The organism is Kutzneria buriramensis (assembly GCF_003387475.1).
In the GTDB taxonomy this organism is placed as follows: Bacteria; Actinomycetota; Actinomycetes; order Mycobacteriales; family Pseudonocardiaceae; genus Kutzneria; species Kutzneria buriramensis.
Window position 1 is genome coordinate 1 of sequence record NZ_QUNO01000010.1, and the last position, 23,424, is coordinate 23,424.

Here is a 23,424-nt window from a genome sequence, read left to right on the forward strand (position 1 = left end):
AGGACCTGGACGGAGCGGGCAAGAGGGGGACGTCCGGTCTGCACAACACACCACCTGACTCAGACGGGGTGTTGCAACAACCACCTGACTTCAAGACGCCTTACCCGCGTTGAACGCGGGTAAGGCGTCCTTCCCTGCATTGGGGCTTCAGCATCGGGGCTTCAGGCCGGCAGGATCTCGTCCCAGGTGACGGGGAGGGCGACCGGGCCGTAGACGGTGGTGTCGGCCTTGAACTCGATCTCCGCGAACGGCACGGCCAGCCGCAGGCTCGGCACCCGCCGGGGCAGCGTGGCCAGCGCGGTGGTCAGCTCCAGCCTCGCGATCTGCTGCCCGGCGCACTGGTGCGGCCCGTGCCCGAAGCCGATCTGGCCGCTGGTCTCGCGGCCGATGTCCAACCGCTCCGGCTCGTCGAAGCGCGCGGGGTCGTGGTTGGCGGCCTGGATGGCGACGACCACGAACTCGCCGGCGGCGATCGGCTGGCCGGCGATCTCGGTGTCCACGGTGGCCACCCGCATCAGCCCGGCGCCGACGCCGAGCATCCGCACCAGCTCCTCGCCGGCGTTGGCGGCCAGCGACGGGTCGGCGGCCAGCCGGTCGAACTGGGGCCGGTCCTGAAGCAGCGCCAGCGTGCCGTACGTGATCATGCTGGCGGTGGTGTCGTAGCCGGCGACCAGCAGGCCGGCGGCCATCTTGGTGAGCTCGAGGTCGGTGAACGGCTGCTCCTGCTGCTGGCCGCGCGTGACCAGCACGCTCATCGCGTCCTCGCCGGGCTCGACCCGCCGCGCCCGGACCAGGTCGCCGACGTAGGAGAACAGCGGGAACTTCAGCGCGTCCAGGTCGTCCACATCGGACTTGCCGCTGAACAGGGCGTCGGCGACACGGTGGAAGATCGCGCGGTCGGCGTAGGGCACGCCCAGCAGCTCGGCGATCACCGACGTGGTCAGCGGCTTGGAGAACTGCTCGTGCAGGTCGATCGGCCCGCCCTCGGCGGCCAGCCCGTCCAGCAGCTCGTCGGCGGTGCGCTGCACCATCGGCCGGAACTCCTCGATCCGCTTCACGGTCGAGATCGCCGGCGCGAACACCCGGCGGAACCGGACGTGCTCGGGGCCGTCCATCTTGGAGAAGTCGCCCTCCTCGACCGGTTGGTCGGGCGGCATGTTGGCGAGCATGTGGCCGGCCTGGCCGGACCGGTTGCTGAAGCGCCGCGGGTCGCCCATCACCTCCCGGGCCTCGGCGTAGCGGGTGACCAGCCACGCGTCGATGCCGGTCGGGCAGGTGACCCGGACCACCGGGGACTCGCTGCGCAGTTCGGCGACCTCGGGCGCCGGGCCGAACGGGCAGAGGTCCTCGCGGGGCACGGGCAGGGGTCGGGCGCTGATCGTCGACGACACGAGACGACTCCTTGTGCGGTAAAACATCCCACCAGTTCGGGTTAACACTATTCACCGAACAGGGGTGGCCCCGCGACGGGCAAGGGGTGGTCCGCCCGAAGGATCTGCCCGATCAGCACGCCTTCTTGGTGAACGACGGGGTGTCGATCAGGTAGCCGTTGCCGGACCTCACGAACGGCCAGACCATCGCCCAGTCGATGCAGCCCACCCGCAGGTCCTGCGGCGCGTTGGCCGGCTCCTGGTGGCTGGTGAACGTCCCGAACACATCGAGGTTGTCGCCGTTGGCCTCGATCCGGTAGACGGTCATGTCGCTGTCGGTGGTGGTCTTGTACCCGTTGGCCCAGTCCTCCTGGGTCTGCGACTGCACGACCCGGGTCGTCACCGTCGTCTTCCACAGCGAGTACTTCCGGTCGTTGATCGCGTTGAAGTAGTTCTGGATGGCGTTCTGGACGTCCCCGAACTGCGGGACGCTCCGGGCGGCGTCCCGGAATGCCACGGTCTTGGGGTTCGACGGCGACGTCGTGGTGGTCGGCGTGCCGCTGTCGGTGGCCGGCGCGGACGGCGCGCCGGCGGGCTGCCGGTCGGCGGCGTAGACCTGGCGGGCGATCAGGCCGCCCACCATGGCGCAGACGGCGACGAGCAGGGTGATCGGGATCAGCCAGGTCAACGTCGTCCGATTGGGTGAAGCCTGCGGGGTCACGACACCGAGAGTGCCACGACTCAGCCGACCCGGTGCAGCCAGGTCACCGGCGCGCCGTCGCCGGCCCGCCGGAACGGCTCCAGCGCGTCGTCCCACGGCTTGCCCAGCAGCGAGTCGACGCCGTGAGCGAACGACTCGCCGGCGCGGGCCTTGGCGGCCAGCGCGCGCAACTGGTCCTCGGCCACCACGATGTCGCCGTTGGCGGCCGCGCGGGCGTGCCAGAGCCCGATGCCGGGCGCGAAGCAGAACCGCTCCCCGTCCACGCCGGGGCTGGGCTCCTCGGTGACCTCGAATCTGATCATGGGCCATGCCTTGAGCGCGCCGGACAGGCGCGCGCCGGTACCCGTGTCGCCGGTCCACGCGCACTCCGCCCGCAACTGGCCGGGGGCGGCCGGTTGCGCGGACCAACGCAGGTCGGCCCGGACCCCGAGGGTGCCCGAGATGGCCCACTCGACGTGCGGACAGACCGCAGACGGCGACGAGTGGACGTACACCACGCCACTGGTCTGACCACGGTTGTTCACTGCTGACCTCCGCACTCGCCGAGGGACGTCTTCCCCTACGCCCTCACGCGTGCCGCGATCACCAGCGGATCAAGCCGATGCGCCATTCTGCCCCGTGATCGGGCCCAACCGCCACCGCAACCGGCACATCCCGGGACAGAGATCACCCGTGCGAGGGGGACCGACACGGGTGAGGTCGATCACAGGCCGGGACGTGGACGCAACCGGCCCGCCGGTTACCGTTGTGCGGTCCGCATTCGTGGGCCGGACCGATGTGGATCTGGGGAGGTGGCGCCGTGCGACTGGTGCGACTGGGCGACGCGCAGTCCGCGGTGGCGGCCGACGTCAAGTCGGCCCTGGCGTCGTGGGGCGGCGGCGACGCCGTGCTGGGCGGCGTCGCGCTGGCGGGCTACCTGCCGCCGGGGCGGCCGCGGCCGGTGGACATGCTGGTGCTGCTGCCCAACGCGGTGGTGGTGATCGCCGGCGTCGACCTGCCCGACCCCGCCATGAAGCTGGACGCGCCGCTGGCCGGACAGTGGAAGATCGACGGCTGGCCGCTGGTCGGCCCGGACCCGAACGCCAATCCCGCCGCCGAGGCGCTCGGCGTGGCCGAGGCGGTCGCGGAGGTCGTGCGGGACACCGGGTTACCCGTTCGGCTGGTGCTGGCCGTCGGCCCTTACGTCGGTCAGGTGACGCAGCCGCAGCTGGACCTCGACCGCGGCATCCGCGTGCTGCACCCGATGCCCACCACGCTGCTGGCCGCGGTGCGCGACGTCGCCGGCGACCCGCCGGCGTGCACCGCCGAGCAGGCCGGCGGCCTGCTCATCCACCTCTGCCCGGACGAGCGGTTCACCACCGACGAGCTGCTCGCCGAGGGTTTCCCCGCCGCCCAGGCCGCGGCCCCGCCGGCGCCGGCCAAGAAGCGCCGGCGCTGGCTGCCCATCGGGGCGGCGGCGCTGCTCGGGGCGCTGGCCGTCGGCAGCGTGATCGCCGCCCTGACCACCGGCGGCCCCTCCCCCGCCGCGGCGGACGCCGCCTACACCCGCGTCGCCGACGTGCACGACGGCGCCAACTGCGCCGAGCACGCGTACGGGGACGTGCAGGTGTGGCTGAGCCAGCACCCGTGCACCGATCTGCGGCGGTGGAACTACCGATCCGGCGACGCCGGGGTCGCCATCGCCGAGGTGCGCTTCGCGGCACAGGAAGCCGCCGTCGAGTTCCAGGCGGCGGCCGCGAAGCCGGGCGGCGGCGGCGTCAACGAGTTGGTGCGGGAACGCCCGTGGCCGGGCGGCCCCGTGTCGTTCGACAACGCGGCCTTCGACAGCAACCGGTCGGGCGGGACCGTGAGACTGGTCGAGACCGTCTGGATCGGACGGCCGAGCACTGCCGACGATCCCGCCCTCGTGGCGCTGGCGAAGCGCATGCTCAAGCTGGCCCTGTCCTGATCGGGATTTGTCCTAGAGGCCGTAAGCCTCCAGCAACCGCAGCCACACCTCGCTGATCGTCGGATACGACGGCACGGCGTGCCAAAGGCGGTCCAGGGGCACCTCTCCGACGATCGCGACCGTCGCCGAGTGCAGCAGCTCCGCCACGTCCGGGCCGACGAAGGTGACGCCCACCAGCACCTTCCGCCGCTCGTCCACCACCATCCGCGCCTTGCCGCGGTAGCCATCGGCGTGCACGGACGATCCGGCGACAGCGATGTCCAGATCCACCACGCGGGTCTCGATGCCGGCGGCGGACGCCTGCGCGGCGGTCAGGCCGACGGCGGCGACCTCCGGGTCCGTGAACACGACCTGCGGCACGGAGGCGTGGTCGGCGGTGGCGGTGAACTGGCTCCACGGCGGCGTCTCGACCGGCCCCCTGGCCCGTGCGGCGATCACGTCGCCGACCACGCGCGCCTCGTACTTGCCCTGGTGGGTCAGCGGCGCGCGGCCGGTGACGTCGCCGGCGGCGTACAGCCACTGTCCGTCCACCCCGGACACCAGCCCCGAGTCGTCCACGTGCAGGGTGTCGCCCGGCTTCAAGCCGACCGTCTCCACGCCCACGCTGTCGGTGGCGGGCCGGCGGCCGGTGGCGACGAGCAACTCGTCCGCGGTGAGCACGGTGCCGTCGGAGAGGCCGAGGGTGACCTCGCCGCCGTCACGGGACACGCGCACCGCCTTCGCCCCGGTGTGCAGGCTGATGCCGTCCTCACGCAGCCCCTCGGCGACGAGCTCGCCGGCGATCGGCTCCAGCTTCGGCAGCGGGAGCTCGCCGCTGATCACCAGGTCCACGTCGGACCCGAGCCGCCGCCACGCCTGCGCCAGCTCGACGCCGACCACGCCGCCGCCGAGCACGATCAGCCGGCCCGGCGCCGCCTTGGCCGAGGTGGCATCACGCGACGTCCACACCCTCGTCTCGGCGATACCCTCCAGGGGAGGCACGACCGGCACGCTGCCGGTGCACACCGCGACGGCCTGGCGGGCGGTCAGCGTGCGGTCGCCGACCACCACCCGGCGCTCGCCGTCGAGCCGGGCGCTGCCGCGGATCACGGTGATGCCGGCGCCCTCGGCCCACTGCACCTGGCCGGCGTCGTCCCAGTTGGACGTGAAGTAGGTGCGGCGCTCGAGGACCTTGGCGGCGTCGAGGTGGTCGCCGACCGGCACGCCTGGTAGCCGGCGCGCGGCGGCCAGCGCATGCCCCGGCCGCAGCAGAGCCTTGCTCGGCATGCACGCCCAGTACGAGCACTCGCCGCCGACCAGCTCGTGTTCCACCAGCGCGGCGGTCAGCCCGCCCCGGACCGCCCGCGCGGCCACGTTCTCGCCGACCGGGCCGGCGCCGATCACCACTACGTCGAAGGTGTCTGTCACGCCGCCACCTCACACTACGAGGCAGCCAGGAGCAAGCCGACCCCACATCACCGACCAAAGGCAGCGGTGGCCTCCGGGGTGTACGCGAACAGGCCGGGCAGACCGCCCGTGTGCAGGAACAACACCGTCTCGTGCGGTCCGATCGAGCCGTCCTCGACGAGCGACACGAAACCCGCCGCGGTCTTGCCCGAATAGACGGGCTCCAGGGTGATCGCCTCGGTCGAGCCGAACAGCGAGATCGCCCGCCACACCTCGTCGGTGGGCTGGCCGTAGCCGGGCCCGAGGGTGCGGTCGGTGATCCGCACGCGGTCCAGCGCGGGCGGCGCGATGTCCAGCAGCGCGGCCGTCTCCTCGATCAGCGGCGCCAGCACCTGCCGCGCCTGCTCCACCGGGCGGGACACGGCGATCAGGTCGATGTCGATCTCCCAGCCGAACGCGGCCGCGCCGACGATCAGGCCCGCCGCGGTGCCGGCGCTGGCCAGCGGCGACACCAGGCGGGTCGGCCACACACCGGTGTCGCCGAACTGCCCGATCAGTTCGGCGACCGCCGCCACATAGCCGAGCGCCCCTACGCCGGTCGAGCCACCGACCGGGATCGAGGCGGCTTTTCCGTGACCGGCCAACAACTCCTGGTGACGGACCTCGGCCTCGTCATCGGTGTCGACGACGTGCACCGTGGCCCCGTACACGTGGTCGAGCAGGATGTTGCCGGACTGCTCGTACGCCTCGCCGGCGCGCGGCACCGCGCGCGTCAGGACCAGGTCGCAGGGCATCCCGAGGCGCGCGCAGGCGGCCGCGGTCAGCCGGCCGTGGTTGGTCTGCACCGCGCCGAAGGTGATCACCCGCTCGGCGCCGTCCCGCACGGCGGCGCCCAGCAGGAACTCCAGTTTCCGCAGCTTGTTGCCGCCGACGCCGATCAGGCCGACGTCGTCGCGCTTGACCAGCACCGTCGGTCCCAGCCGTTCGGACAGGCGCGCGCACCGCTGGAGCGGCGACGGCCACTGTCCCAACTGGATGCGAGGGAAGCTCGACAGGTCGGCAGCCATCCGCGCGGGTCCTCTCGCCGTCGGGACGGGCCCTCAGGACTTCTCGAGGGCCTTCGCCAACAGCGTAGTGATGACTTCCTGTGCCGTCGCGACCACTTGGCGTCGCTGCCGGCTCGGCACCCGGTCGGCCATCTGCAGCAGTGACCCGCCCGACTCGACCGCGGCGAGGAACGCAAGTCGGTAACCCGCGCCCTTTCGCACCTTGTACCGGGAGGCGAACAGGGCTCCGATCCGGTCGGCCACCAGCCGACGGTGATCGGACTCCGGGTCCTCCAGGTGGTTGTCGAGCACCTCGGCGAAGCGCACCCGCCCGAAGTTGGCGTCCTGCTTGCGCATTCGCTCGTGGACGGCGAGCACGCCGGCGACGGCCTGCCGCCAGTCGTCGGGCGCCGTCTCGAAGTACTCGTCGACTTCCGTGAGGAACTTGTCGGTGCAGCGCAGCGCCAGCGCGCGCACCACCGACCGCTTGTCCGGGAAGTACTGGTAGAAGGACCCGATCGGGATGCCCGCGGACTCCGCGATGCGCGCCGTGGTGATCGAGTCGTAGTCCCGCTCGTTGAGCAGCGCCTGGCACGCGTCGAGGATCGCGGTCACGGTGGCCGCGCCTCTTGCCTGCACCGGCTGTCTGCGCATCAGCAGGGCAAGTCTGCTGTTCGTGTGATCGTCCTGCACGCGAACATGGTGCGGCCTGCACGCCCGATTCACGCAGTGTTCGGGGCAAACACTCAGCGGACTGCCAGGAATGGGACGGCGCCGCAGAAAGCGTTTCCCCGCTGACCTGGCGAAACGCGAAAACGGCGCATGTGAGGGGTCATCACCCGAGCGGCCGAGTAACGCTCACCCTCCGGCAAGGTGTTTGCAACACCGCGTGATCACACGGGCACGCCCCGCCCGGCGGAGGCCGGACGGGGCGTGGCGTTCTTCAGATGGCGACCGGATCGCCGGGCGGGCTACTTGATCCCGTCGGCCAGGATCTTCGCGGTGTCCGGCGTGCCGATGCCGGTCACCAGGTCGAAGCCGGCGCCGGCCTTGTAGGCGCCGTTGCTGCCGCTGGTGATGTCGTGGAAGTCCGTCTTGGCCAGCGAGTACAGCTTGCTGTTGGCCGAGCCCAAGCCCGTCTTGCCCTTGGCCGCGGCGGCCTGGTTGTAGACGGCGGCGACGCCGGCCCAGATCGGGGCCGCGCCGGACGTGCCGTACACGGAGGTCCACTGCCCCTGGGTGTAGACCGAGATGCCCGTCGGGCCGCCCTGCGCGGACACGTCGGGCACCTGGCGCTTCCCCGAGGTGCCGACCTTCACGCCGGTCTGGAACGAGGGCAGCGTGAAGACGGAGGAAACGCCGCCGCCGGAGCCGTTCCACGCGGTCTCGCTCTTCCACGTGGTGGTGGTCGAGGTGGACAGGTTGGTGCCGCCGACGCCCGTCACGTTCGGGTCGCTGGCCGGGTAGTCGACGCTGGTGCTGCCGTCGCCGTTGTCGTCGGAGCCGCTGTCGCCGGAGGCGGCGAAGAAGCTCTGCCCCTGGGCCGCGCCCTGCTTGAAGACGTTGTCCACGGCCTGGATGCCCGAGGTGGTGCGGCCCTTCTCCGACAGGCCCCAGCTGATCGAGGTAACGGAGATCTTGCTCGAGACGATGGCATTGGCCAGGTCCACTTCACCCTGGTCGGTGTTGGGCGCCTCGAAGACCGTGATCGCCGCCTTCGGCGCGATGGCCTGGATCGCCTCGATGTCCAGCTCCACCTCGACCTGGCCGTCGCCCAGCGGGCCGGAGCCGCCGGAGACCTGCTGCACCTTCGGCGTCGGCGAGCCGGTGGCGTAGTGGCTGTCGTACTGGCTGATGTTGGACTGCTGGAAGCCGTCGAACTCCCACAGCGCGACCGTCTGGCCGGAACCGTTGTTGGCCGAGCTCACGTCGTACGCGCCCTTGAGCTGCGTCGGCGTGAAACCGCCGCCGGGGCCGGCGTGCGGGTTCACCGCGCCGTGGTGCACGCGGATCTGCCGGTTGTTCAGGCCGGCCACGTCCAGCACGACGCCGGCCAGGTCCGCCGGCAGCGTCGGCGCGGAGACGTTGGCGTAGAAGGGACGGTTCGTCTTGCCGTCCCGGTAGTTCTGCAACGTCGTGCCGAACGCCTTCTGCACCGCCGCCGCCGGGCCGCTCGCGTCCACCGTGAGGTGGTTGCCGCTCACCGCGTCCACCGACAGCCCTTGGCCGCGCAGGTAGTTCGTGACCCGGTCGACCTGGTCGGAGGTCGGGCCGAAGCGGGCGGTGAACTGCTCGGGGGTGAGGAAGTGGCCGTACTGGGCCGAATGCGGGTCGTTCACCGCCGCGATGGTGCGGTCCAGCTCCGCGCCGTTGCGCAGGTTCAGGCTCACCGCGACCGACACCTTCTGGTCGGCGGGCACCGCCCCCAGCTGCGCGGCGTCGCTCAGGCTCACCGCGTCGGCGGACAACGCGACCCGGGGCGCGGGCGCGGCCAGCGCGGTCGGCGCCGCGACCGCGGCGATGGCGAGCGGGGCGACCAACGCGCCGATGATCCTCACAGTTTTCACGACTGCTCTCCCAGTGCAGGACGGGGTGGGACGCACCCAACGCTATTGACCGACCACCCTGCGTGTAAGCGGGGAAACCCTTGCCCTGCGGCAAGAACCCCCGCGAGTCGCGCGTGAGGCCGCGCGGGCTCCGGACCGCGGGCTCAGCTCGATCGAGTCGGTCCATCGATCGAGCTGAGCCAAGGGAAGAGACCGGTCACGAGCGGCCTCACCCCGCGCGGAACGCGCGGCACGAGCACGGTCACACCGAAATGCGGTTCGGGGCAGGTCTTGTTCCAGACTGTTCACACGGCCTGGCTGCTCAGCGCGTCCGCCGGCGTGCGCGGCGCGGGCACGTCCATGGCGCGGACCAACTCCGTTCGGGACCGAACGCCCACCTTGCGATAGATCCTCGACAGGGTGGCCTCCACCGTCTTCACGCTGATGAACAGGACGGCGGCGACCTCGCGGTTGGTGGATCCGGCACGGACCAGCTCGGCAACTCGTTGCTCGGCAACGGTTAGCGCCACGGCGTGGTCGGCGCGGGACTGGGCGCCGGCGCGGTCGAGCTCCTCGCGGACCCGCTCGGCCCACGGGGTCGCGCCGATGGCGACGCAGATGTCGTGCGCCTCGGACAGCGCGGCCCGCGACGCGGCGCGCCGGCGGCAGCGGCGTTCGACGCCGGCCAGGGCGATCAGGGTGCGGGCGCGGTCCAGGCCGGTCTGGCGGGCGGCGACCTCGCGAAGCTGCGCGACGCCGTCGTTGGGCCGACCCGATGCCACGGCCAGCAGCGCGGAAACCCGGTCGAGGGTGGCGGACACGGCGCGCCGGCCGTGGTCGCGGGCCTGCTCGGCGGTCCGGTCGATCAGCTCGCGGGCGTCGTCGAGCGCGCCGGTCGCGACCAGCGCCTCGGCGAGATCGGCGTGCCAGCGCACGACCGCCGGGTCCCGGATGTCCATCCGGCGGCCGATCTCGGCGACCCGGCCCAGGGTCTCCACGGCGGCCGGGGCGTCGCCGGTGGTGAGCTGGACCTGGCCCAGCACAGCCAAGTTACGCATCAAATACAGTTGATCACCGTCCGCCGCGGACTCCCGGGCGCCGCGCTCGGCGTGCTCGGTCGCGGCCTTGACGCTGCCGCCGTTGGCCTCGGCCAGCGCCGCCGCGTACAGCGCGGGCGGGCAGCTGACGCCGGCCTCGGAGAACAGCCGCATCGCCCGCCGCGCGGTGTCCACGGCCCGGCCGCACTGCCCGGTCCGCGACTGCACCTCGGCCAGCGTCACCATGATCGCCACCGTGTCCTCGACGGCGGCGGTCTCCTCGACCTTGCGCAGCAACGACACCAGCCGCCGCTCGGCCCGCTGGAGATCGTCGTCGAACAGCTCCAGCACGGCCTGGTGCCGCTCCAGCTCCCACGACTCGGCCTGCGGATTCCGTTCGACAATGGCCAGCGCCCGCGCCACCGTCTCCCGCGCGGCCGGATCTCCCCGCAGCGACTGGAGATGCGCCAGCCGCGTCAGCGCGCGCACCGCGGTGGTCGGATCCCCGGCCAGCGTGGCCAGTTCGGCCGAACGGCCGGCTTGCGCGGCCGCCTCCAGGGTGTCGCCGCCGAGCAGCAGCCGGCCGGCGAGCCACATGCGCAGCGGCGCCTCCAGCTCGGGATCGCCGGCCGCGTCGACGAGTCCGTCCTCGATCAACGGGCCGAGACCGTGCAGGGCCTGCCCGGCGTTGCGCAGCAACACCAGCCGGGCGCGCACCCGCAGCCGCGGGCACTCGGCGTCGGCCAGCACGGACTCGGCGGCCGCCCGCGCCTCGACGCGCAGCCCGGCGTCGCAGGCGTGCTCGGCGGCGGCGAGCCGGCGCTCGGCCCGTATCTGCTGGTTGTCCCAGGGAGTTCGGTCGGCGGCCATCGCCGCCAGCTCGGCCGCCGTGACCGGCGCGCCCCGGCGGCGGGCCGAGGCGGCGGCCGCCATCAGGGTGGCGGCCACGGACTCGTCCTCGTGCGGCTTGGCCAGCGCGAGGTGCCGGGCCCGTTCGACTGGTTCGGTGACGACGTCGGCGAGCCGGGCGTGGGCGTCGATGCGGAGGTGCGAGGCCGCCTCGGCATAGATCGCCGCTCGGATGAGCGGATGTCTGAACCGCACAACACCCTCGTCGTCGGCCACGGCCAGGTCGCAGCGCTCGGCGGCGACCAGATCGGCGGCGGCGTCGGGATGACCGGCGGCACGCAACAAGGTCAGGCTCGGACGGGTCGCGGCGCTGGCCGACAGCAGCGTGGCCTGCGCGCGGTGGGTCAGCTCGCCCAACCGGTCCAGCAGCAGCGCCCGCAGCCGGCGCGGCACCGGCAGCGGCCGGCCCGGGCTCTCCGGCACGCCCGAGCGCAGCACGGCCCGGCCCAGTTCCAGGGCGTAGAACGGATTGCCGTCGGCCAGCTCGTGGATCTGCGTCACGGAGCCGTGCGGCAGCAGAACACCGTTGTCCCGCAGCAACAATCGCGCGACCTCACGCGGAGTCAGCGGCGGCACCGGCAGTTCGACGGCGGTCGGCGGGCACAGTTGCCGGTGCAGCGGCTGCTCCCCGTCCGGCACGCGCTCGGCGGCCAGCACCCGCAGCCGGTCGCCGGTCAGCCGCCGCGCCACGAACGCCAGCACCTCGGCGCTGGGGCGGTCCACCCACTGGAGATCGTCGATCACCAGCGTGACCGGGCCGCCGCGGGAAATCGGAGGGTCGGACAGCATCTGCAGCACCTGGAGCACTGCCAGCCGCACGCCGAGCCGGCTCTGGTCGGACGTCGGATGCTCGCCGCGCAGCAGCGCGGCGTCCAGCGCGGTGCGCAGCGGGCCCGGCAGCGTCGCGAGCAGCTCGTCGGAGACGTCGGCGAGCAGGTCGATCAGGCAGACGAAGGGAAGTCTTCGGTCCGACTCGGCCGGGGCACAGCGCAGCACCGGGCCGGCCAGTCTCAGCTCGCCGGCCAGCGCCCCCAGCAGCGTCGACTTGCCGATGCCGGCGGGGCCGCAGAACAGCACGCTGCCGCTCGCCCGCAGTGCCTCCCGTGCCGAGCGCAGGAGCTCGCCACGTCCAACCGGGCCAGGTTCATTCATGATGTGGTACCTCAACCGCAGGGCAGAGTTGGTACTCCACTATTCTCATCGGCCACACACCGGTATTCCAACCGCGTATTCGTGTGAGCCGCTGGGCGATTTGGCCTACGACTTTCGTCGGTAGTCCGCCATTTCGGGCGCGCCTCGCGACCAGCGAGGACGATCAGCGCGGACAGCGAGGGACGCCCGTGACAACGCCGTCACTCGAGCGGTTCGCGGCAGCCTTCATGGCACAACAAGACCGCGCCGACCATTTTTTGTCAACGCGATCCCAACGGGCGGAAGCGCCCCATTCCCGTGCCGCGCGGCACCCGGACCACCCTCCCCTGGCTGCCACCCGGCGCCGGCCGTCGCCGGCCCCGGGCCCGTGGCCCGCCGCCGGCGCGCGCATGTCCCGCCGGGCCGGACCGCGGTGACCGGTGCCGCCGGCGGCCGGGGCGACGACCACCGTGAGTGATCATGCTCACGCAGGCGTTTGCACCGGCCGAGGGATGCGGGAACAAGCCGACGCCCCGTACCGTTGTAGGAAGTGGTTGGCCAGTACGTGTCCCCCGGGCCGCATCTGAAAAAACCGGTACGGAATACCGTTCGGCTGGAGCCGTACTGTGTCACTCGCCGAGAGGCGACCTACTGGTTGACCGCTAACGTGACGGGCGGTGTGTCCTTCGGGCGCACCGCCCGTCTGCGTGGTCACCTAGGCGCCGTGACACAAGCCGAGATGCCGGCGTGGCGCCGGGAGACCGAGACGGAGCAGCGCTGGGCCGTCGCCGGGGCGATCCTGGTGGCGCTGGGCCTCCAACTGCCGCTGCCGCAGACGATGACCTTCCTGCCGATCTGGGTGCTGCCCTCGCTGACGTTGGCGCTCATGGTGGCGCTGATCGTGGCCAACCCGCGGCGGATCAGCAAGCACAGCGTGGTGGAGCGGCGGATCGGCCTGACCGTCGGCTTCCTGGTCAGCGCGGCCAACGCGCTCAACGGCGTGCAGCTGATCCGGCACATCCTGGACGGCACCATCGGCGACAACGCGGTGGAGCTGCTGGCCACCGGCGCGGACATCTACGTCACCAACGTCATCGTGTTCGCGCTCTGGTACTGGGAGTTCGACCGGGGCGGGCCGGGCATGCGGGCCCGCGGCGTACGGCAGTACCCGGACTTCCTGTTCCCGCAGATGTCCAGCCCCGACATGGCGCCGAAGGACTGGGAGCCCTGGTACGTGGACTACCTCTACCTGTCGTTCACCAACGCGACCGCGTTCAGCCCGACCGACGTGCTGCCGATGCGGCCGTGGGCGAAGCTGGCGATGATGGCCCAGTCGATGGTGTCGCTGGTGATCGTGGTCCTGGTGGTGGCGCGGGCGGTGAACGTCCTGCACTGAAAAGACCCTGGAAAAGCACGGAGCCCCCGTCTAGGACGGGGGCTCCGGTTTTCCCGTCACCAGGGGGGAGGGGTGACGGGAGGTCTGTTGTTGTTGCTGGGACCAGCCTAGGGCATCCGGCTCAGAGAGCAACCCCCGGGGCCGGGAATCCTGGCGATCGACCATGAAAAAGCTACCCGAGGGGCGTCTTGACTGCGCAGAAGTGCGGAGAAAACCTTTACTTCGCCAGCTCGCGCGCACAAACGCCATCATGATGGCGCGTGTTAGCCACGTGTGATCAACACCACACTCAACCTCCGCAGCGTGCCACATCGTGGGCCACACCCAACATGGGACACCCGTACAATGGCCGGCATGAGCGCCCCGGACCGCATCGATCAGCTGGCGCTGCCGGAACGGATGTTGCGGCTGCCCAGTTTCCTGTTCGTGCACCTGGCCAAGCAATGGCGCCGACTGGGTGGCGCGCGATTCGAGCACGATCTGCGCGGCCAGCACCTGATGATCCTGGCGTCGCTGGAGGACCACGGGGCCTCGTCGCAGAAGGAGATCAGCGAGCGGCTCGGCATCGACGCCAGCGACCTGGTGGCGCTGCTCGACGATCTGGAGAAGGCCGGGCTGGCCAACCGCAAGCGGGACGAGCGGGACCGGCGGCGCTACGCCGTGATGCCCACACCGGCCGGCGCGAAGGCGCTGCGGCAGCGGCTGGTCGAGGTGGAGCGGCTGAACCAGGAGATGCTCGCGCCGCTGACCCCGGCCGAGCGGGAGGAGCTACACCGCCTGCTGCTCAAGCTGTTCGAGAGCTACCGCTAGATATAGGTGTGGGCCGACACGGTCCCTGCCACCGCGCCGGCCCACCGGTCAGGTGATCGGCGTGGTCCCTGCCACCACACCGGCACCTGGTCTGCGGAACTGAACTCCTCGTTCCACCGGGTCTACGCACGACGGCGGGCCTGTCTCACCAACCTTCACTCGAACGGATGAGCAAGCGGCCGAACGACGCTTTGTCACGTGACGTAAATAACCCTCGACCGGCAGTGACAGCAAACGTTGTTACACCGTAGACACAAACGGGGCACACAGTGCCGTGTGCCACAGGAAAGTTTTCAGCGAAAACAAGTGAATTCGCAACTTCTTCCTGTTGTGCCTACGAGAGGACGGCAATGCGACAGCAGTCACCGGGCGAGACCGCCGAGGTCCCGGCCCGGTTCTGGGAGGAGTGCGCCAGGGTCCGGCCGCAGCTGGTCGGGATCGCGGCACGGCACACCGCGGGCAGCGGGCAGGCGGAGGACATCGTCCACGACGCCCTCCTGCGCGCCGCGCACTTCTCCGAGCTGGACCTGGACCGCCTGCACCCCTTCCTGGTCACCGTGGTCAAGCGGCTGTGCGTGGACGAGGCCCGCCGCCGCAGCACCGCGACCCGGGCGCACTCGCACACCAAGCTCGACCCCGCCGCCCCCGCCGACCCCGCGGAGCTCACCTGCGACCGCGCCGAGGCCGACTGGGTCGCCTCCACGCTCCCCCGCCTCACCGAGTACGAGCGGGAGTTGGTCGTCCTCGTCGCCAACGGCCACGCCCACTCCGACATCGCCCGCATCCTCGGCACCACCCCCCGCGCCACCCAGACCGCCATCCACCGGGTCCGAGGCAAGATCAAGTCCTGGCAGCAGTGACCCACCCCCGCGAGTCGCGCCCAGGACCGGAACGAACGTAGATCTGAGGTAGATCCCCGAACGACAGATGGGCCTCCCCACCAGGGGAAGGCCCATCTTTCTGCCTGAGATCTACATTCGGTGTGTCTGTGAGCGCGACTCGCGGGGGTTAGTAGCCGCTGCCGGAGTTGGCGCCGCCCGCGGTGCCGGTGTTGTTGTTGCCGGCGTTGGGGTCGGTGCCGGCGGCGCCGGTGCCGTTGTCAGCGGGCGGCGGGGCCTGCGGCGGCACGGTCGGGGCCGGCGGCGGGGTGGACGGCACGCAGGTCAGGTTCTTCTTGCCGGCGGAGTCGATGACCCACCAGGTCTTGCCGACGGCCTGGCCCGCCCACTTGCCGGGCTCCTTCTCGTTGGAGAAGTTGTACATCGGCCAGCCGGCCAGGGTCACCTGCATGGTGCCGTCGGCGCGGGCCACGGTGCCCACCAGCGCCGGGTCGACGCCGTCGATCACCGGCGTGCCGTTGGTCAGCACGGGCGGCCAGATCAGGGCGCAGGTGTCGTTGCAGTTGGACTTGGGCGGGTTGGCGGTGTCCTTGTCGAAGCGATAGAGCACGAAGCCCTTGCTGTCCTCGATGACGGAACCCATCTTGGGGATGGTCGTCGCGGTGAGGTGGGCCGGGCCGAGCGCGTTGGCGCCCGCGCCCGCTCCCGCCGGGGCGCCCGCGGCCGTCGTGGTCGGGGCGGCCGGAGCGGACGAGGACGGGGCACCGAGCTGGACGGTGACCGGGGATTGCGCGGCGGCGTTCGTCACCGTGCCGGGGCCGGACTGAGTCGCCCCGAGCTCCTGGATGCCGAGCCAGGTCAGTGCGGTCACGGCGGTCAGGCCGCTGGCGATACCGATCGCGATACGACGGCCTCGTGTCACGAGAAGCCTCCGGGTGTAGGTGGTCGTGCCTTGCTGTCTTGCTGACCACCTCTACGACCGGGGCCACCCGAGCGGTTCACCGGTCGCGAAGAAAAAGGATCAGGCGATTCGCGTCACTGATCCGATACGCGCTGTGATGTTCACCCGCCCGTGACCGACTCCCAGGTTCCTCCAAGGAAGCGTCCAGCGTGCTCGCACAGTGGGCCGCCATACCTGAACGTGGGCTCGATCCAGAGCCTCAGCAACCGACTGGGGTCAGGTGGTCAGACATGAGTGGAGCGGCCGTCGCCGGCGAACGCGGCGACACCGACACCAGCGCCGATTCGGGGCGCTGGTCGGTGGGGAGAACCGCGACCGTGGACGTCGTCGTTCCGGTCTACAACGAGGAGCGCTCGCTGCCGGGCTGCATCGAGGTGCTGCACGGCTTCCTCACCGAGCAGTTCCCGTTCGAGTGGACGATCACGGTCGCGGACAACGCCAGCACGGACGCCACCCTGGACGTGGCCAACGAGCTCGCCGACTCCTACCCGGGCGTGCGGGTGCTGCACCTGGACCGCAAGGGCCGGGGCCTGGCGCTGCGCAAGGCCTGGGGGTGGAGCGACGCCGACATCGTCGTCTACATGGACGTCGACCTGTCGACCGGCCTGAACGCGCTGCTGCCGCTGGTCGCGCCGCTGGTCAACGGCCACTCCGACGTGGCCATCGGCTCCCGGCTGGCCGCCGGCTCCCGAACCATCCGCGGCCCCAAGCGGGAGATGATCTCCCGCTGCTACAACGCGATGATCCGGCTCTCACACGGCGCGAAGTTCACCGACGCCCAGTGCGGCTTCAAGGCGGCGCGCACCGACGTGATCCGGCGGCTGCTGCCGCACATCGCCGACGACTCCTGGTTCTTCGACACCGAACTGCTGCTGCTCGCCGAGCACAACGGCCTGCGCGTGCACGAGGTGCCGGTGGACTGGGTCGAGGACATCGACACCCGGGTGCACGTGGCCAAGACCGCCACCGAGGACATCCGCGGCCTGATCCGCGTGGCCCGCGCGAAGGCGACCGGCTCGGCCAAGGTCGACAACCTGCCCCGCCGCCCGGAGCCGAAGCCCGCGCACCCCGACGCCGTGGTGGCCCGGCGGGAGACCGGTCTGCTGTGGCAGCTCCTGTCGTTCGCGGCGATCGGCGCGGTGTCGACGGTCGCGAACCTCGCCCTGTACGGCATCATGCGGACGTGGTGGCCCGCGCTGGTGGCGAACTTCGTCGCGCTCACGGTGACGACGCTGCTCAACACCGAGGCCAACCGCCGCTTCACCTTCCTGCGGTCGGCCGGCGCGGTCGGCCGGGTCCACCTGCAGGGCCTGATCGTGTTCGCGCTCTACTACGCGTTCACCTCCGGCGCGCTGCTCGCGCTGGGCGCCTTCGACCCGACGGCGTCGAAGGCGCTGGAACTCCTGGTGCTGCTGGCGTCTTCGCTGATCGGCACCGCCGCCCGGTTCGTGCTGCTGCGCGCCTGGGTCTTCAAGAACACCGGTGAGGAAGGAAAAGCATGACGACGGCCGCAGAAGCGACCGCGCCACCGGCTGGCCCGGCGACTCCCTCGGAGTCGCCGGGCCAGCCGGTGCGGTGGCGTCCGTACGCGCTGGGCGCGATCCTGGTGGTCGCGACCGGGTTGTACGGCTGGGACATCTGGAACGCCGGCTGGGGGAACGAGTTCTACTCGGCGGCCGTGAAGTCCATGTCGCAGGGCCTGACCAATTTCGTGTTCGGCTCGTACGATCCGGCCGGCGTGGTCACCGTGGACAAGCCGCCGATGGGCCTGTGGCCGCAGGTGGTGTCGGTGTGGATCTTCGGCTGGCACGCCTGGGCGCTGGCGCTGCCGCAGGCCCTGGAGGGCGTGGCGGCGGTTTTCCTGTTGCACCGCACGGTTCGCCGCTGGGCCGGCGAGAACGTGGCGCTGATCGCCGCGGCCGTGCTGGCGCTGACGCCGATCACCGTGGCGATCGACCGCGTCAACAACCCGGACGCCGCCCTGACCCTGCTCTGCGTGGCCGCGGCGTATGCGTTCACGCGGTCCGTGGAGGCCGGGATTCCGGCCCGCAGCGCGACGAAGTGGTTGCTACAGGCGGCTTTCTGGGTCGGCTGTGGGTTTCTCACCAAGAGCCTGGCGGCGTGGATGATCGTGCCGGCGCTGGGCGTGGGCTACCTGTTCGGGCGCAACGCCTCGTGGGGCCGGCGGATCGTGGATCTGCTGGCGGCCGGCGGAGTTCTGCTGGCGAGTTCGTTCTGGTGGGTGTTGTTGACGGTGGTGTGGCCCAGTCCCAAGCCGTATGTGGGTGGCAGCACCGACGGCGGTGAGCTGTCGCTGATCTTCGGCTACAACGGCCTCGGGCGGGTGTTCGGCGAGGGCGTGGGCCGCGGTGGGCCGGGCGGTGGCGGATTCCCGGGCGGCGCAGGCGGTTTCGGCGGAGGGGGCGGCGCTGGTGGCGCTGCCGGTGGCGGATTCGGCGGCGGCGCTGGAGGTGGTTTCGGCGGCGGCACAGGCGGATCCGGTGGCGGCACAGGTGGATTCGGTGGCGGTGCCGGCGGCGGAGGGGGCTTTCCCGGCGGGGGTCGCGGCGGCGGCTTCGGCGGGTTCTCCCAGGGCAACGGCATCGGGCGCATGTTCGGCGACGAGGTCGGCGGCCAGATCAGCTGGCTGATGCCGCTGTGCCTGTTCGTGCTGGCGATCGTGGCGGTGACCGGGGTGGTCTCGTGGCGGCGCCGGCTGCCGGCGGACCACCAGCGCCGTGCCGGCTGGTTCATGTGGGGCACCTGGCTGATCGTGCTGAGCCTCGTCTTCAGCTTCCAGCAGGGCATCTTCCACCAGTACTACACGACCCAGCTGGGCCCGGCGATCGCGGCGCTGGCCGGCGGCGGCCTCGCATTGCTGTGGCGTCACTACCGGCATCCGGTCGGCGCGAGCTGGCTGCTGTTCCCGGCCGGCATCGTCCTGACGGCGGTGTGGGCCTGGGTGCTGGTGTCCCGGGACGTGGCCTGGAACGGCTGGCTGCGCTACGCCGTCGCGGCGGTCGCCGCGATCGCGGTGATCGGACTGGTGCTGGCGAAACTGATCAACGTGCCGGGGGCGCGCGTGGCGGCGGTGCTGGGCGTGGTGGCGGTGTTGCTCGCGCCGGGTGTGTGGGCGGGCGCCACGGCGATCACGCCGGACAGCGCCGGCGGCCCGGGTGGGCTGGCGACCGCCGGCCCGCCCGGTGGCGGTCTGGGTGCCTTCGGCGGCGGCGGGCCTGGCGGGCGACGCGGCGGCAACGGCGGCTTCGGCGGCGGCCAAGGCGGAAATGCCGACGGGCGGGGCGACTTCCCCGGGTTCCCCGGCGGCGGCCGCGGCGGCAACACCCTCACCGCGGACGACCAGAAGATCCTCGACTACGTCACGAAGAACGCCCCGAACGCCCGGATCAAGCTGGCGGTCGAGGGCGGCGCGATGGCGTCCGAGGCCTACATCGTGCACAGCGGCGTGACGGTGATCGGCATGGGCGGCTTCATGGGCAGCGACGACGCCCCCAGCGTCGACCTGCTCAAGCAGTGGAAGTCGCAGGGCGCCCTCGGTTTCGTGCTGACGAGCGCCCCCGGGGCGGCGCAGGGCGGCCGCGGCGGCGGCATCACCGAGCAGCGCACGCAGTGGGTGCAGCAGAACTGCAAGGTGGTGCCGGCCAGCGCCTACGGCGTGACCGCTTCGTCCACTTCGGACCAGCGTGGCGGCTTCCGCGGCGGCGGCGACACCCTGTACGACTGCCTGGCCAAGTGACCCGAGCCGCGGTGGGGACCCTCGAAAGGGGGATCCCACCGCGGTTCTCAGGTTCCTCCCAGCGACCTCACAGGTTGGCCGACCATGCTGGGCCGGTGGACACTCCGACCGCCGGGCCGCCGGCGACCGTCCTGGTCGTCGACGACGAGCCGAACATCCTGGAGCTGCTGTCGGCCGCGCTGCGGCTGAGCGGCTTCGACGTGCACGCCGCCGACACGGGCGTGGCGGCGCTGTCCACGGCGGCCCAGGTCAGACCGGACATCGTGGTGCTGGACGTGATGCTGCCCGACTACGACGGGTTCACGCTGGCGCGCATGCTGCGGGCCGGCAACGACCGGGTGCCGGTGCTGTTCCTGACCGCCCGCGACGCCGTCGAGGACCGGATCGCCGGCCTGACCGCAGGTGGCGACGACTACGTGACCAAGCCGTTCAGCCTGGAGGAGGTCGTGCTGCGGCTGCGGGCGATCCTGCGTCGCACGCACGCCCTGGACGACCCCGAGCCCAACGACGGCAAGCTCCGCTACGCCGACCTGGAGCTGGACGAGGACGCGCACGAGGTCCGCCGCGCCGGCCGCGAGATCCGGTTGTCCCCCACCGAGTTCAACCTGCTGCGCTACCTGCTCGTCAACGCGGAGAAGGTGGTGAGCAAGACCCAGATCCTGGATCGCGTGTGGAACTACGACTTCGGCGGCGACAGCCGGATCGTCGAGTCCTACATCTCCTATCTGCGGCGCAAGGTCGACGGCGCGGGATCGCCGCTGCTGCACACGATTCGCGGCGTCGGCTACACGCTGCGGCTGCCGCGCGCCGACGGCGACCAGTGATGCGGAGACCGTGGACCCTGCGAGCCCGCCTGCTGGTGGCGCTGCTGGCGTTCGCCGCGGTCGGGCTCGTGGTGTTCGGCACGGTGACCGGCCTGCTGCTGCGGGAATCGCTGATGGGGCGGATCGACGACCAGCTGCGGGGGACCGCGCTGAAGTCCGAGTCGGCGGACCGGCCGCCGCCGAGGGTGTTGCCCGGCAACAGCTTTCCGTCGCTGCCGACCGCCTTCCGTTCCTACTTCTTCAATCCCGACGGCACACCGTCGTTCCAGCAGGCGCCCGAGGACGAGACGGCGATGCCGCAGCTGCCGCCGATGGACGTCGGGTCGATCTCGCACCACAGCCCGAACCCGTTCACCGTCGACGACGTCAACGGATCCGGGCAGTGGCGGGTGGTCGTCGCCGCGCAGCAGCCGAACAGGTGGCAGCCGCACGGCGGAACCGTTGCCGTGGCGGCGATGCTCGGCGACACGCAGTCCACCGTGGTCACGATGGCCGGCGTCGAGGTGGTGTCCGGGCTGGTACTGCTGGCGCTGCTGGGCGTCACCGGCCTGATCGTCGTACGGGTCGGCCTGCGGCCGCTGACCCGCATCGAGAACACCGCCGAGGCGATCGCCGCCGGCGAGCTCGACCGCCGCGTCGCCGACACCGATCCCCGGACCGAGACGGGCCGGCTCGGGGCGTCGCTGAACGTCATGCTGGCCCGGATATCCGGCGCCCTAACGGCCAGCGCGCAGTCCGAGCAGCGGCTGCGGCGGTTCGTCGCGGACGCCTCGCACGAGCTCCGCACGCCGCTGACCTCGATCCGCGGCTTCGCCGAGCTGTACCGGCGGGGCGGCGCGCCGGAGACCGCCGACGTCGAGCGGCTGATGTCCCGCATCGAGAGCGAGTCCATCCGGATGGGGCTGCTGGTGGAGGACCTGCTGATGCTGGCCCGCCTGGACCAGGAGCGGTCGCTGGACTTCGCCGAGGTCGACCTGCTCGTGGTCGCCGCCGACGCCGTGCACGACGCCCGCGCGGCGACCCCGGAGCGCGAGATCGTGCTGGAGGCCCCGCACGGCGCGGTGCGGGTGATCGGCGACGAGCACAAGCTCCGGCAGGTGGTGATGAACCTGGTCACGAACGCCGTCACGCACACGCCGGCCGACGCGGCCGTACGGGTCGCGGTGCGGCAGGAGCGGACCCGGCCCAGCAGTTACGCGGTGGCGGTGGCCGGCGGCGAGCTGCCGAAGACGTCCCGGTTCGCGGTGCTTGAGGTGATCGACACCGGCCCGGGCATCCCGGAGGACCAGGGCCGGCTGGTGTTCGACCGGTTCTACCGGGCGGACCAGGCGCGGTCGCGGGCCAGCGGCGGCTCCGGCCTGGGCCTGGCCATCACCGCCGCCATCCTGGAGGCCCACGCCGGCCGCATCGAGCTAGTGAGCGCGCCCGGCGAGGGCACCCGGTTCCGCGTGCTGCTGGCCCCGGCCTAGCTCCGGTCCGACGCTGGTGAACAGCGCCCACAGCAGGGCGGCGATGACCAGACCGCTGATCACGAACACCGGGAACACCAGGTCGAACGCGTCGGTGTCGAGTGGCGCCGGCTGCGCCGGGATCACGATGACGCTGACGGCGGCCATCCCCGTGTAGTGCACGCCGGCGACCGCGCCGGCCATTGCCAGCGCGGCGGCCAGCCGCGCCGGCGTGGCCGTCACGACGACCGTGAACCAGAACGCGGCCGTCGCCGCCACCACCGCGATCACCACGGACAGCAGCACCGGCAGCGGGTCGTAGGCGATGTCGCCCTGGAAGCGGATCGCGGTCATGCCCAGGTAGTGCATGAACGCGATGCCGACGCCGGCCACCGCGCCCGCGCAGACCAGCCGCTGGGCGGTGAACCGGCGCAGCGTCACGATGGACAGCCCGATGTGGACGAACACGATCGCGACCATCGCGGACAGCGCCGTCAGCCACGCCGAGTAGCGCACCTGGCTGTCCGTCACGGCGAAGCCGAGCATGGCGATGAAGTGCGCCAGCCAGATGGCCACGCCGCCGATCGCGACGGCGCCGCAGGCCGTCCACAGCACCGCGTGCCGCCGGCGGCATTCGCGGCGGGCGCGGGCCACGCAGGACAGCCCGATCAGCGAGCCGATGAAGGAGGTGACGATGGCCAGCACAAGGGTCCACGGGCCCATCGAGAAGTCCTGCATCACGACGGGGCCGATTCCTGCTGGGGCGTCAGCGAACGGCGCTGCGCCGCGTGCTCCACGAGTTCGATCAGCACGTCCCGGACGGCGACGCGTTCCCGCACGTCGCAGTGCAGGACCGGCACCGCGGGCGGCAGTCGCAGCGCCTCGCGGAGCTCGTCCGGGTCGTGCTCGCCGCGGTTGACGACCACCACGAACGGCAGCCCGAACTGCTCGAAGTAGTCGACGGCGGCGAAGGAGTCGGCCAGCCGTTCGCAGTCCACCAGCACCACCGCGCCGATCGCGCCGCGCACCATGTCGTCCCACATGAACCAGAACCGGTCCTGTCCGGGCGTGCCGAACAGGTACAGCACCAGCCCGGCGTCCAGGGTGAGGCGGCCGAAGTCCAGCGCCACCGTGGTGGTGACCTTGCCGGTCATCGCGTCCGGGTCGTCGACCTCGTGGCCGGCCGCGCTGAGCAGCGCCTCGGTGGTGAGCGGCTCGATCTCCGAGACCGCCCGGACGAACGTCGTCTTGCCCACCGCGAAGCCGCCGGCGACGACGATCTTGGTGGAGGTCAT

19 protein-coding genes are annotated in these 23,424 nt (G+C 71.6%); 8 read left to right on the forward strand and 11 right to left on the reverse strand.

Annotated elements, in window-relative coordinates:
- Nucleotides 1–161: 161 nt before the first annotated feature.
- The 3 genes from BCF44_RS27685 to BCF44_RS27695 form a co-directional block, all read right to left on the reverse strand.
- A complete protein-coding gene (locus BCF44_RS27685; RefSeq protein WP_211353261.1) occupies nucleotides 162–1,391 on the reverse strand; it encodes a cytochrome P450 in 1,230 nt (409 codons plus the stop codon).
- A 112-nt stretch (nucleotides 1,392–1,503) separates the two neighbouring features.
- Nucleotides 1,504–2,091: a hypothetical protein gene (locus BCF44_RS27690; protein WP_147328655.1), complete on the reverse strand. Its 588-nt coding sequence runs from the start codon at nucleotides 2,089–2,091 to the stop codon at nucleotides 1,504–1,506.
- 20 nt (nucleotides 2,092–2,111) lie between these two features.
- Nucleotides 2,112–2,615, reverse strand: a complete 504-nt coding sequence (locus BCF44_RS27695) for a DUF3145 domain-containing protein (protein ID WP_116177350.1) — start codon at nucleotides 2,613–2,615, stop codon at nucleotides 2,112–2,114.
- Nucleotides 2,616–2,890: 275 nt separating this feature from the next.
- Between BCF44_RS27695 and BCF44_RS27700 the strand changes: the two genes are divergently transcribed.
- Nucleotides 2,891–4,039: a hypothetical protein gene (locus BCF44_RS27700; protein WP_116177351.1), complete on the forward strand. Its 1,149-nt coding sequence runs from the start codon at nucleotides 2,891–2,893 to the stop codon at nucleotides 4,037–4,039.
- 12 nt (nucleotides 4,040–4,051) lie between these two features.
- On the opposite strand, the gene BCF44_RS27705 is transcribed toward BCF44_RS27700, so the two are convergent.
- From BCF44_RS27705 to BCF44_RS27725, 5 genes are all read right to left on the reverse strand, one after another.
- Nucleotides 4,052–5,446 (reverse strand): dihydrolipoyl dehydrogenase family protein, encoded by a 1,395-nt coding sequence (locus tag BCF44_RS27705; protein WP_246015621.1) that lies wholly within the window; start codon nucleotides 5,444–5,446, stop codon nucleotides 4,052–4,054.
- 47 nt (nucleotides 5,447–5,493) lie between these two features.
- Nucleotides 5,494–6,492 (reverse strand): D-cysteine desulfhydrase family protein, encoded by a 999-nt coding sequence (locus tag BCF44_RS27710; RefSeq protein WP_116177352.1) that lies wholly within the window; start codon nucleotides 6,490–6,492, stop codon nucleotides 5,494–5,496.
- Nucleotides 6,493–6,525: 33 nt separating this feature from the next.
- Nucleotides 6,526–7,164, reverse strand: coding sequence for a TetR/AcrR family transcriptional regulator (locus BCF44_RS27715; protein WP_246015623.1), 639 nt, complete (start codon nucleotides 7,162–7,164; stop codon nucleotides 6,526–6,528).
- A 278-nt stretch (nucleotides 7,165–7,442) separates the two neighbouring features.
- The gene (locus tag BCF44_RS27720; protein ID WP_116177353.1) at nucleotides 7,443–9,038 is read right to left on the reverse strand and encodes a S53 family peptidase; all 1,596 of its coding nucleotides are present in this window, start codon (nucleotides 9,036–9,038) and stop codon (nucleotides 7,443–7,445) included.
- A gap of 284 nt (nucleotides 9,039–9,322) precedes the next feature.
- Nucleotides 9,323–12,115: an AAA family ATPase gene (locus BCF44_RS27725; protein WP_116177354.1), complete on the reverse strand. Its 2,793-nt coding sequence runs from the start codon at nucleotides 12,113–12,115 to the stop codon at nucleotides 9,323–9,325.
- A gap of 703 nt (nucleotides 12,116–12,818) precedes the next feature.
- Here BCF44_RS27725 and BCF44_RS27730 point away from each other — a divergent pair.
- The 3 genes from BCF44_RS27730 to BCF44_RS27740 all read left to right on the forward strand — a co-directional run bounded on the left by BCF44_RS27730 (nucleotide 12,819) and on the right by BCF44_RS27740 (nucleotide 15,160).
- Complete coding sequence (locus tag BCF44_RS27730) at nucleotides 12,819–13,490, forward strand: hypothetical protein (protein WP_246015624.1); 672 nt, start codon at nucleotides 12,819–12,821, stop codon at nucleotides 13,488–13,490.
- A gap of 354 nt (nucleotides 13,491–13,844) precedes the next feature.
- Nucleotides 13,845–14,300 carry a MarR family winged helix-turn-helix transcriptional regulator gene (locus BCF44_RS27735; RefSeq protein WP_170217792.1) on the forward strand — a complete coding sequence of 152 codons (456 nt, stop codon included), beginning with the start codon at nucleotides 13,845–13,847 and terminating at the stop codon, nucleotides 14,298–14,300.
- Between the two features lie 350 nt (nucleotides 14,301–14,650).
- Nucleotides 14,651–15,160 (forward strand): RNA polymerase sigma factor, encoded by a 510-nt coding sequence (locus BCF44_RS27740; protein WP_116177357.1) that lies wholly within the window; start codon nucleotides 14,651–14,653, stop codon nucleotides 15,158–15,160.
- Between the two features lie 148 nt (nucleotides 15,161–15,308).
- Here BCF44_RS27740 and BCF44_RS27745 read toward each other — a convergent pair whose 3' ends face one another.
- Entirely contained in the window at nucleotides 15,309–16,061 is a 753-nt protein-coding gene (locus BCF44_RS27745; RefSeq protein WP_116177358.1) for a hypothetical protein, read from the reverse strand.
- 269 nt (nucleotides 16,062–16,330) lie between these two features.
- Between BCF44_RS27745 and BCF44_RS27750 the strand changes: the two genes are divergently transcribed.
- From BCF44_RS27750 to BCF44_RS27770, 4 genes are all read left to right on the forward strand, one after another.
- Nucleotides 16,331–17,602: a bifunctional glycosyltransferase family 2/GtrA family protein gene (locus BCF44_RS27750; protein ID WP_116177359.1), complete on the forward strand. Its 1,272-nt coding sequence runs from the start codon at nucleotides 16,331–16,333 to the stop codon at nucleotides 17,600–17,602.
- Entirely contained in the window at nucleotides 17,599–19,857 is a 2,259-nt protein-coding gene (locus BCF44_RS56830) for an ArnT family glycosyltransferase (RefSeq protein WP_211353262.1), read from the forward strand. Before BCF44_RS27750 ends, BCF44_RS56830 begins: the two co-directional genes overlap by 4 nt.
- A gap of 95 nt (nucleotides 19,858–19,952) precedes the next feature.
- Nucleotides 19,953–20,681: a response regulator transcription factor gene (locus tag BCF44_RS27765; RefSeq protein WP_116177360.1), complete on the forward strand. Its 729-nt coding sequence runs from the start codon at nucleotides 19,953–19,955 to the stop codon at nucleotides 20,679–20,681.
- Complete coding sequence (locus BCF44_RS27770; protein WP_116177361.1) at nucleotides 20,681–22,150, forward strand: sensor histidine kinase; 1,470 nt, start codon at nucleotides 20,681–20,683, stop codon at nucleotides 22,148–22,150. Before BCF44_RS27765 ends, BCF44_RS27770 begins: the two co-directional genes overlap by 1 nt.
- On the opposite strand, the gene BCF44_RS27775 is transcribed toward BCF44_RS27770, so the two are convergent.
- Both BCF44_RS27775 and BCF44_RS27780 read right to left on the reverse strand, forming a co-directional pair.
- Nucleotides 22,094–22,867, reverse strand: coding sequence for an MHYT domain-containing protein (locus BCF44_RS27775; protein ID WP_116177362.1), 774 nt, complete (start codon nucleotides 22,865–22,867; stop codon nucleotides 22,094–22,096). The genes BCF44_RS27770 and BCF44_RS27775 overlap by 57 nt on opposite strands.
- Nucleotides 22,867–23,424 (reverse strand): GTP-binding protein, encoded by a 558-nt coding sequence (locus BCF44_RS27780; protein WP_116177702.1) that lies wholly within the window; start codon nucleotides 23,422–23,424, stop codon nucleotides 22,867–22,869. The genes BCF44_RS27775 and BCF44_RS27780 overlap by 1 nt, the downstream gene beginning before the upstream one ends.

Bases quoted from the DNA above. Each gene is read 5' to 3' on its own strand.
- BCF44_RS27710 (WP_116177352.1), bottom strand. From the start codon at position 6,492: ATGGCTGCCGACCTGTCGAGCTTCCCTCGCATCCAGTTGGGACAGTGG.
- BCF44_RS27725 (WP_116177354.1), bottom strand. From the start codon at position 12,115: ATGAATGAACCTGGCCCGGTTGGACGTGGCGAGCTCCTGCGCTCGGCA.
- BCF44_RS27735 (WP_170217792.1), top strand. From the start codon at position 13,845: ATGAGCGCCCCGGACCGCATCGATCAGCTGGCGCTGCCGGAACGGATG.
- BCF44_RS27740 (WP_116177357.1), top strand. From the start codon at position 14,651: ATGCGACAGCAGTCACCGGGCGAGACCGCCGAGGTCCCGGCCCGGTTC.
- BCF44_RS27750 (WP_116177359.1), top strand. From the start codon at position 16,331: ATGAGTGGAGCGGCCGTCGCCGGCGAACGCGGCGACACCGACACCAGC.
- BCF44_RS56830 (WP_211353262.1), top strand. From the start codon at position 17,599: ATGACGACGGCCGCAGAAGCGACCGCGCCACCGGCTGGCCCGGCGACT.
- BCF44_RS27770 (WP_116177361.1), top strand. From the start codon at position 20,681: ATGCGGAGACCGTGGACCCTGCGAGCCCGCCTGCTGGTGGCGCTGCTG.
- BCF44_RS27775 (WP_116177362.1), bottom strand. From the start codon at position 22,867: ATGCAGGACTTCTCGATGGGCCCGTGGACCCTTGTGCTGGCCATCGTC.
- BCF44_RS27780 (WP_116177702.1), bottom strand. From the start codon at position 23,424: ATGACCTCCACCAAGATCGTCGTCGCCGGCGGCTTCGCGGTGGGCAAG.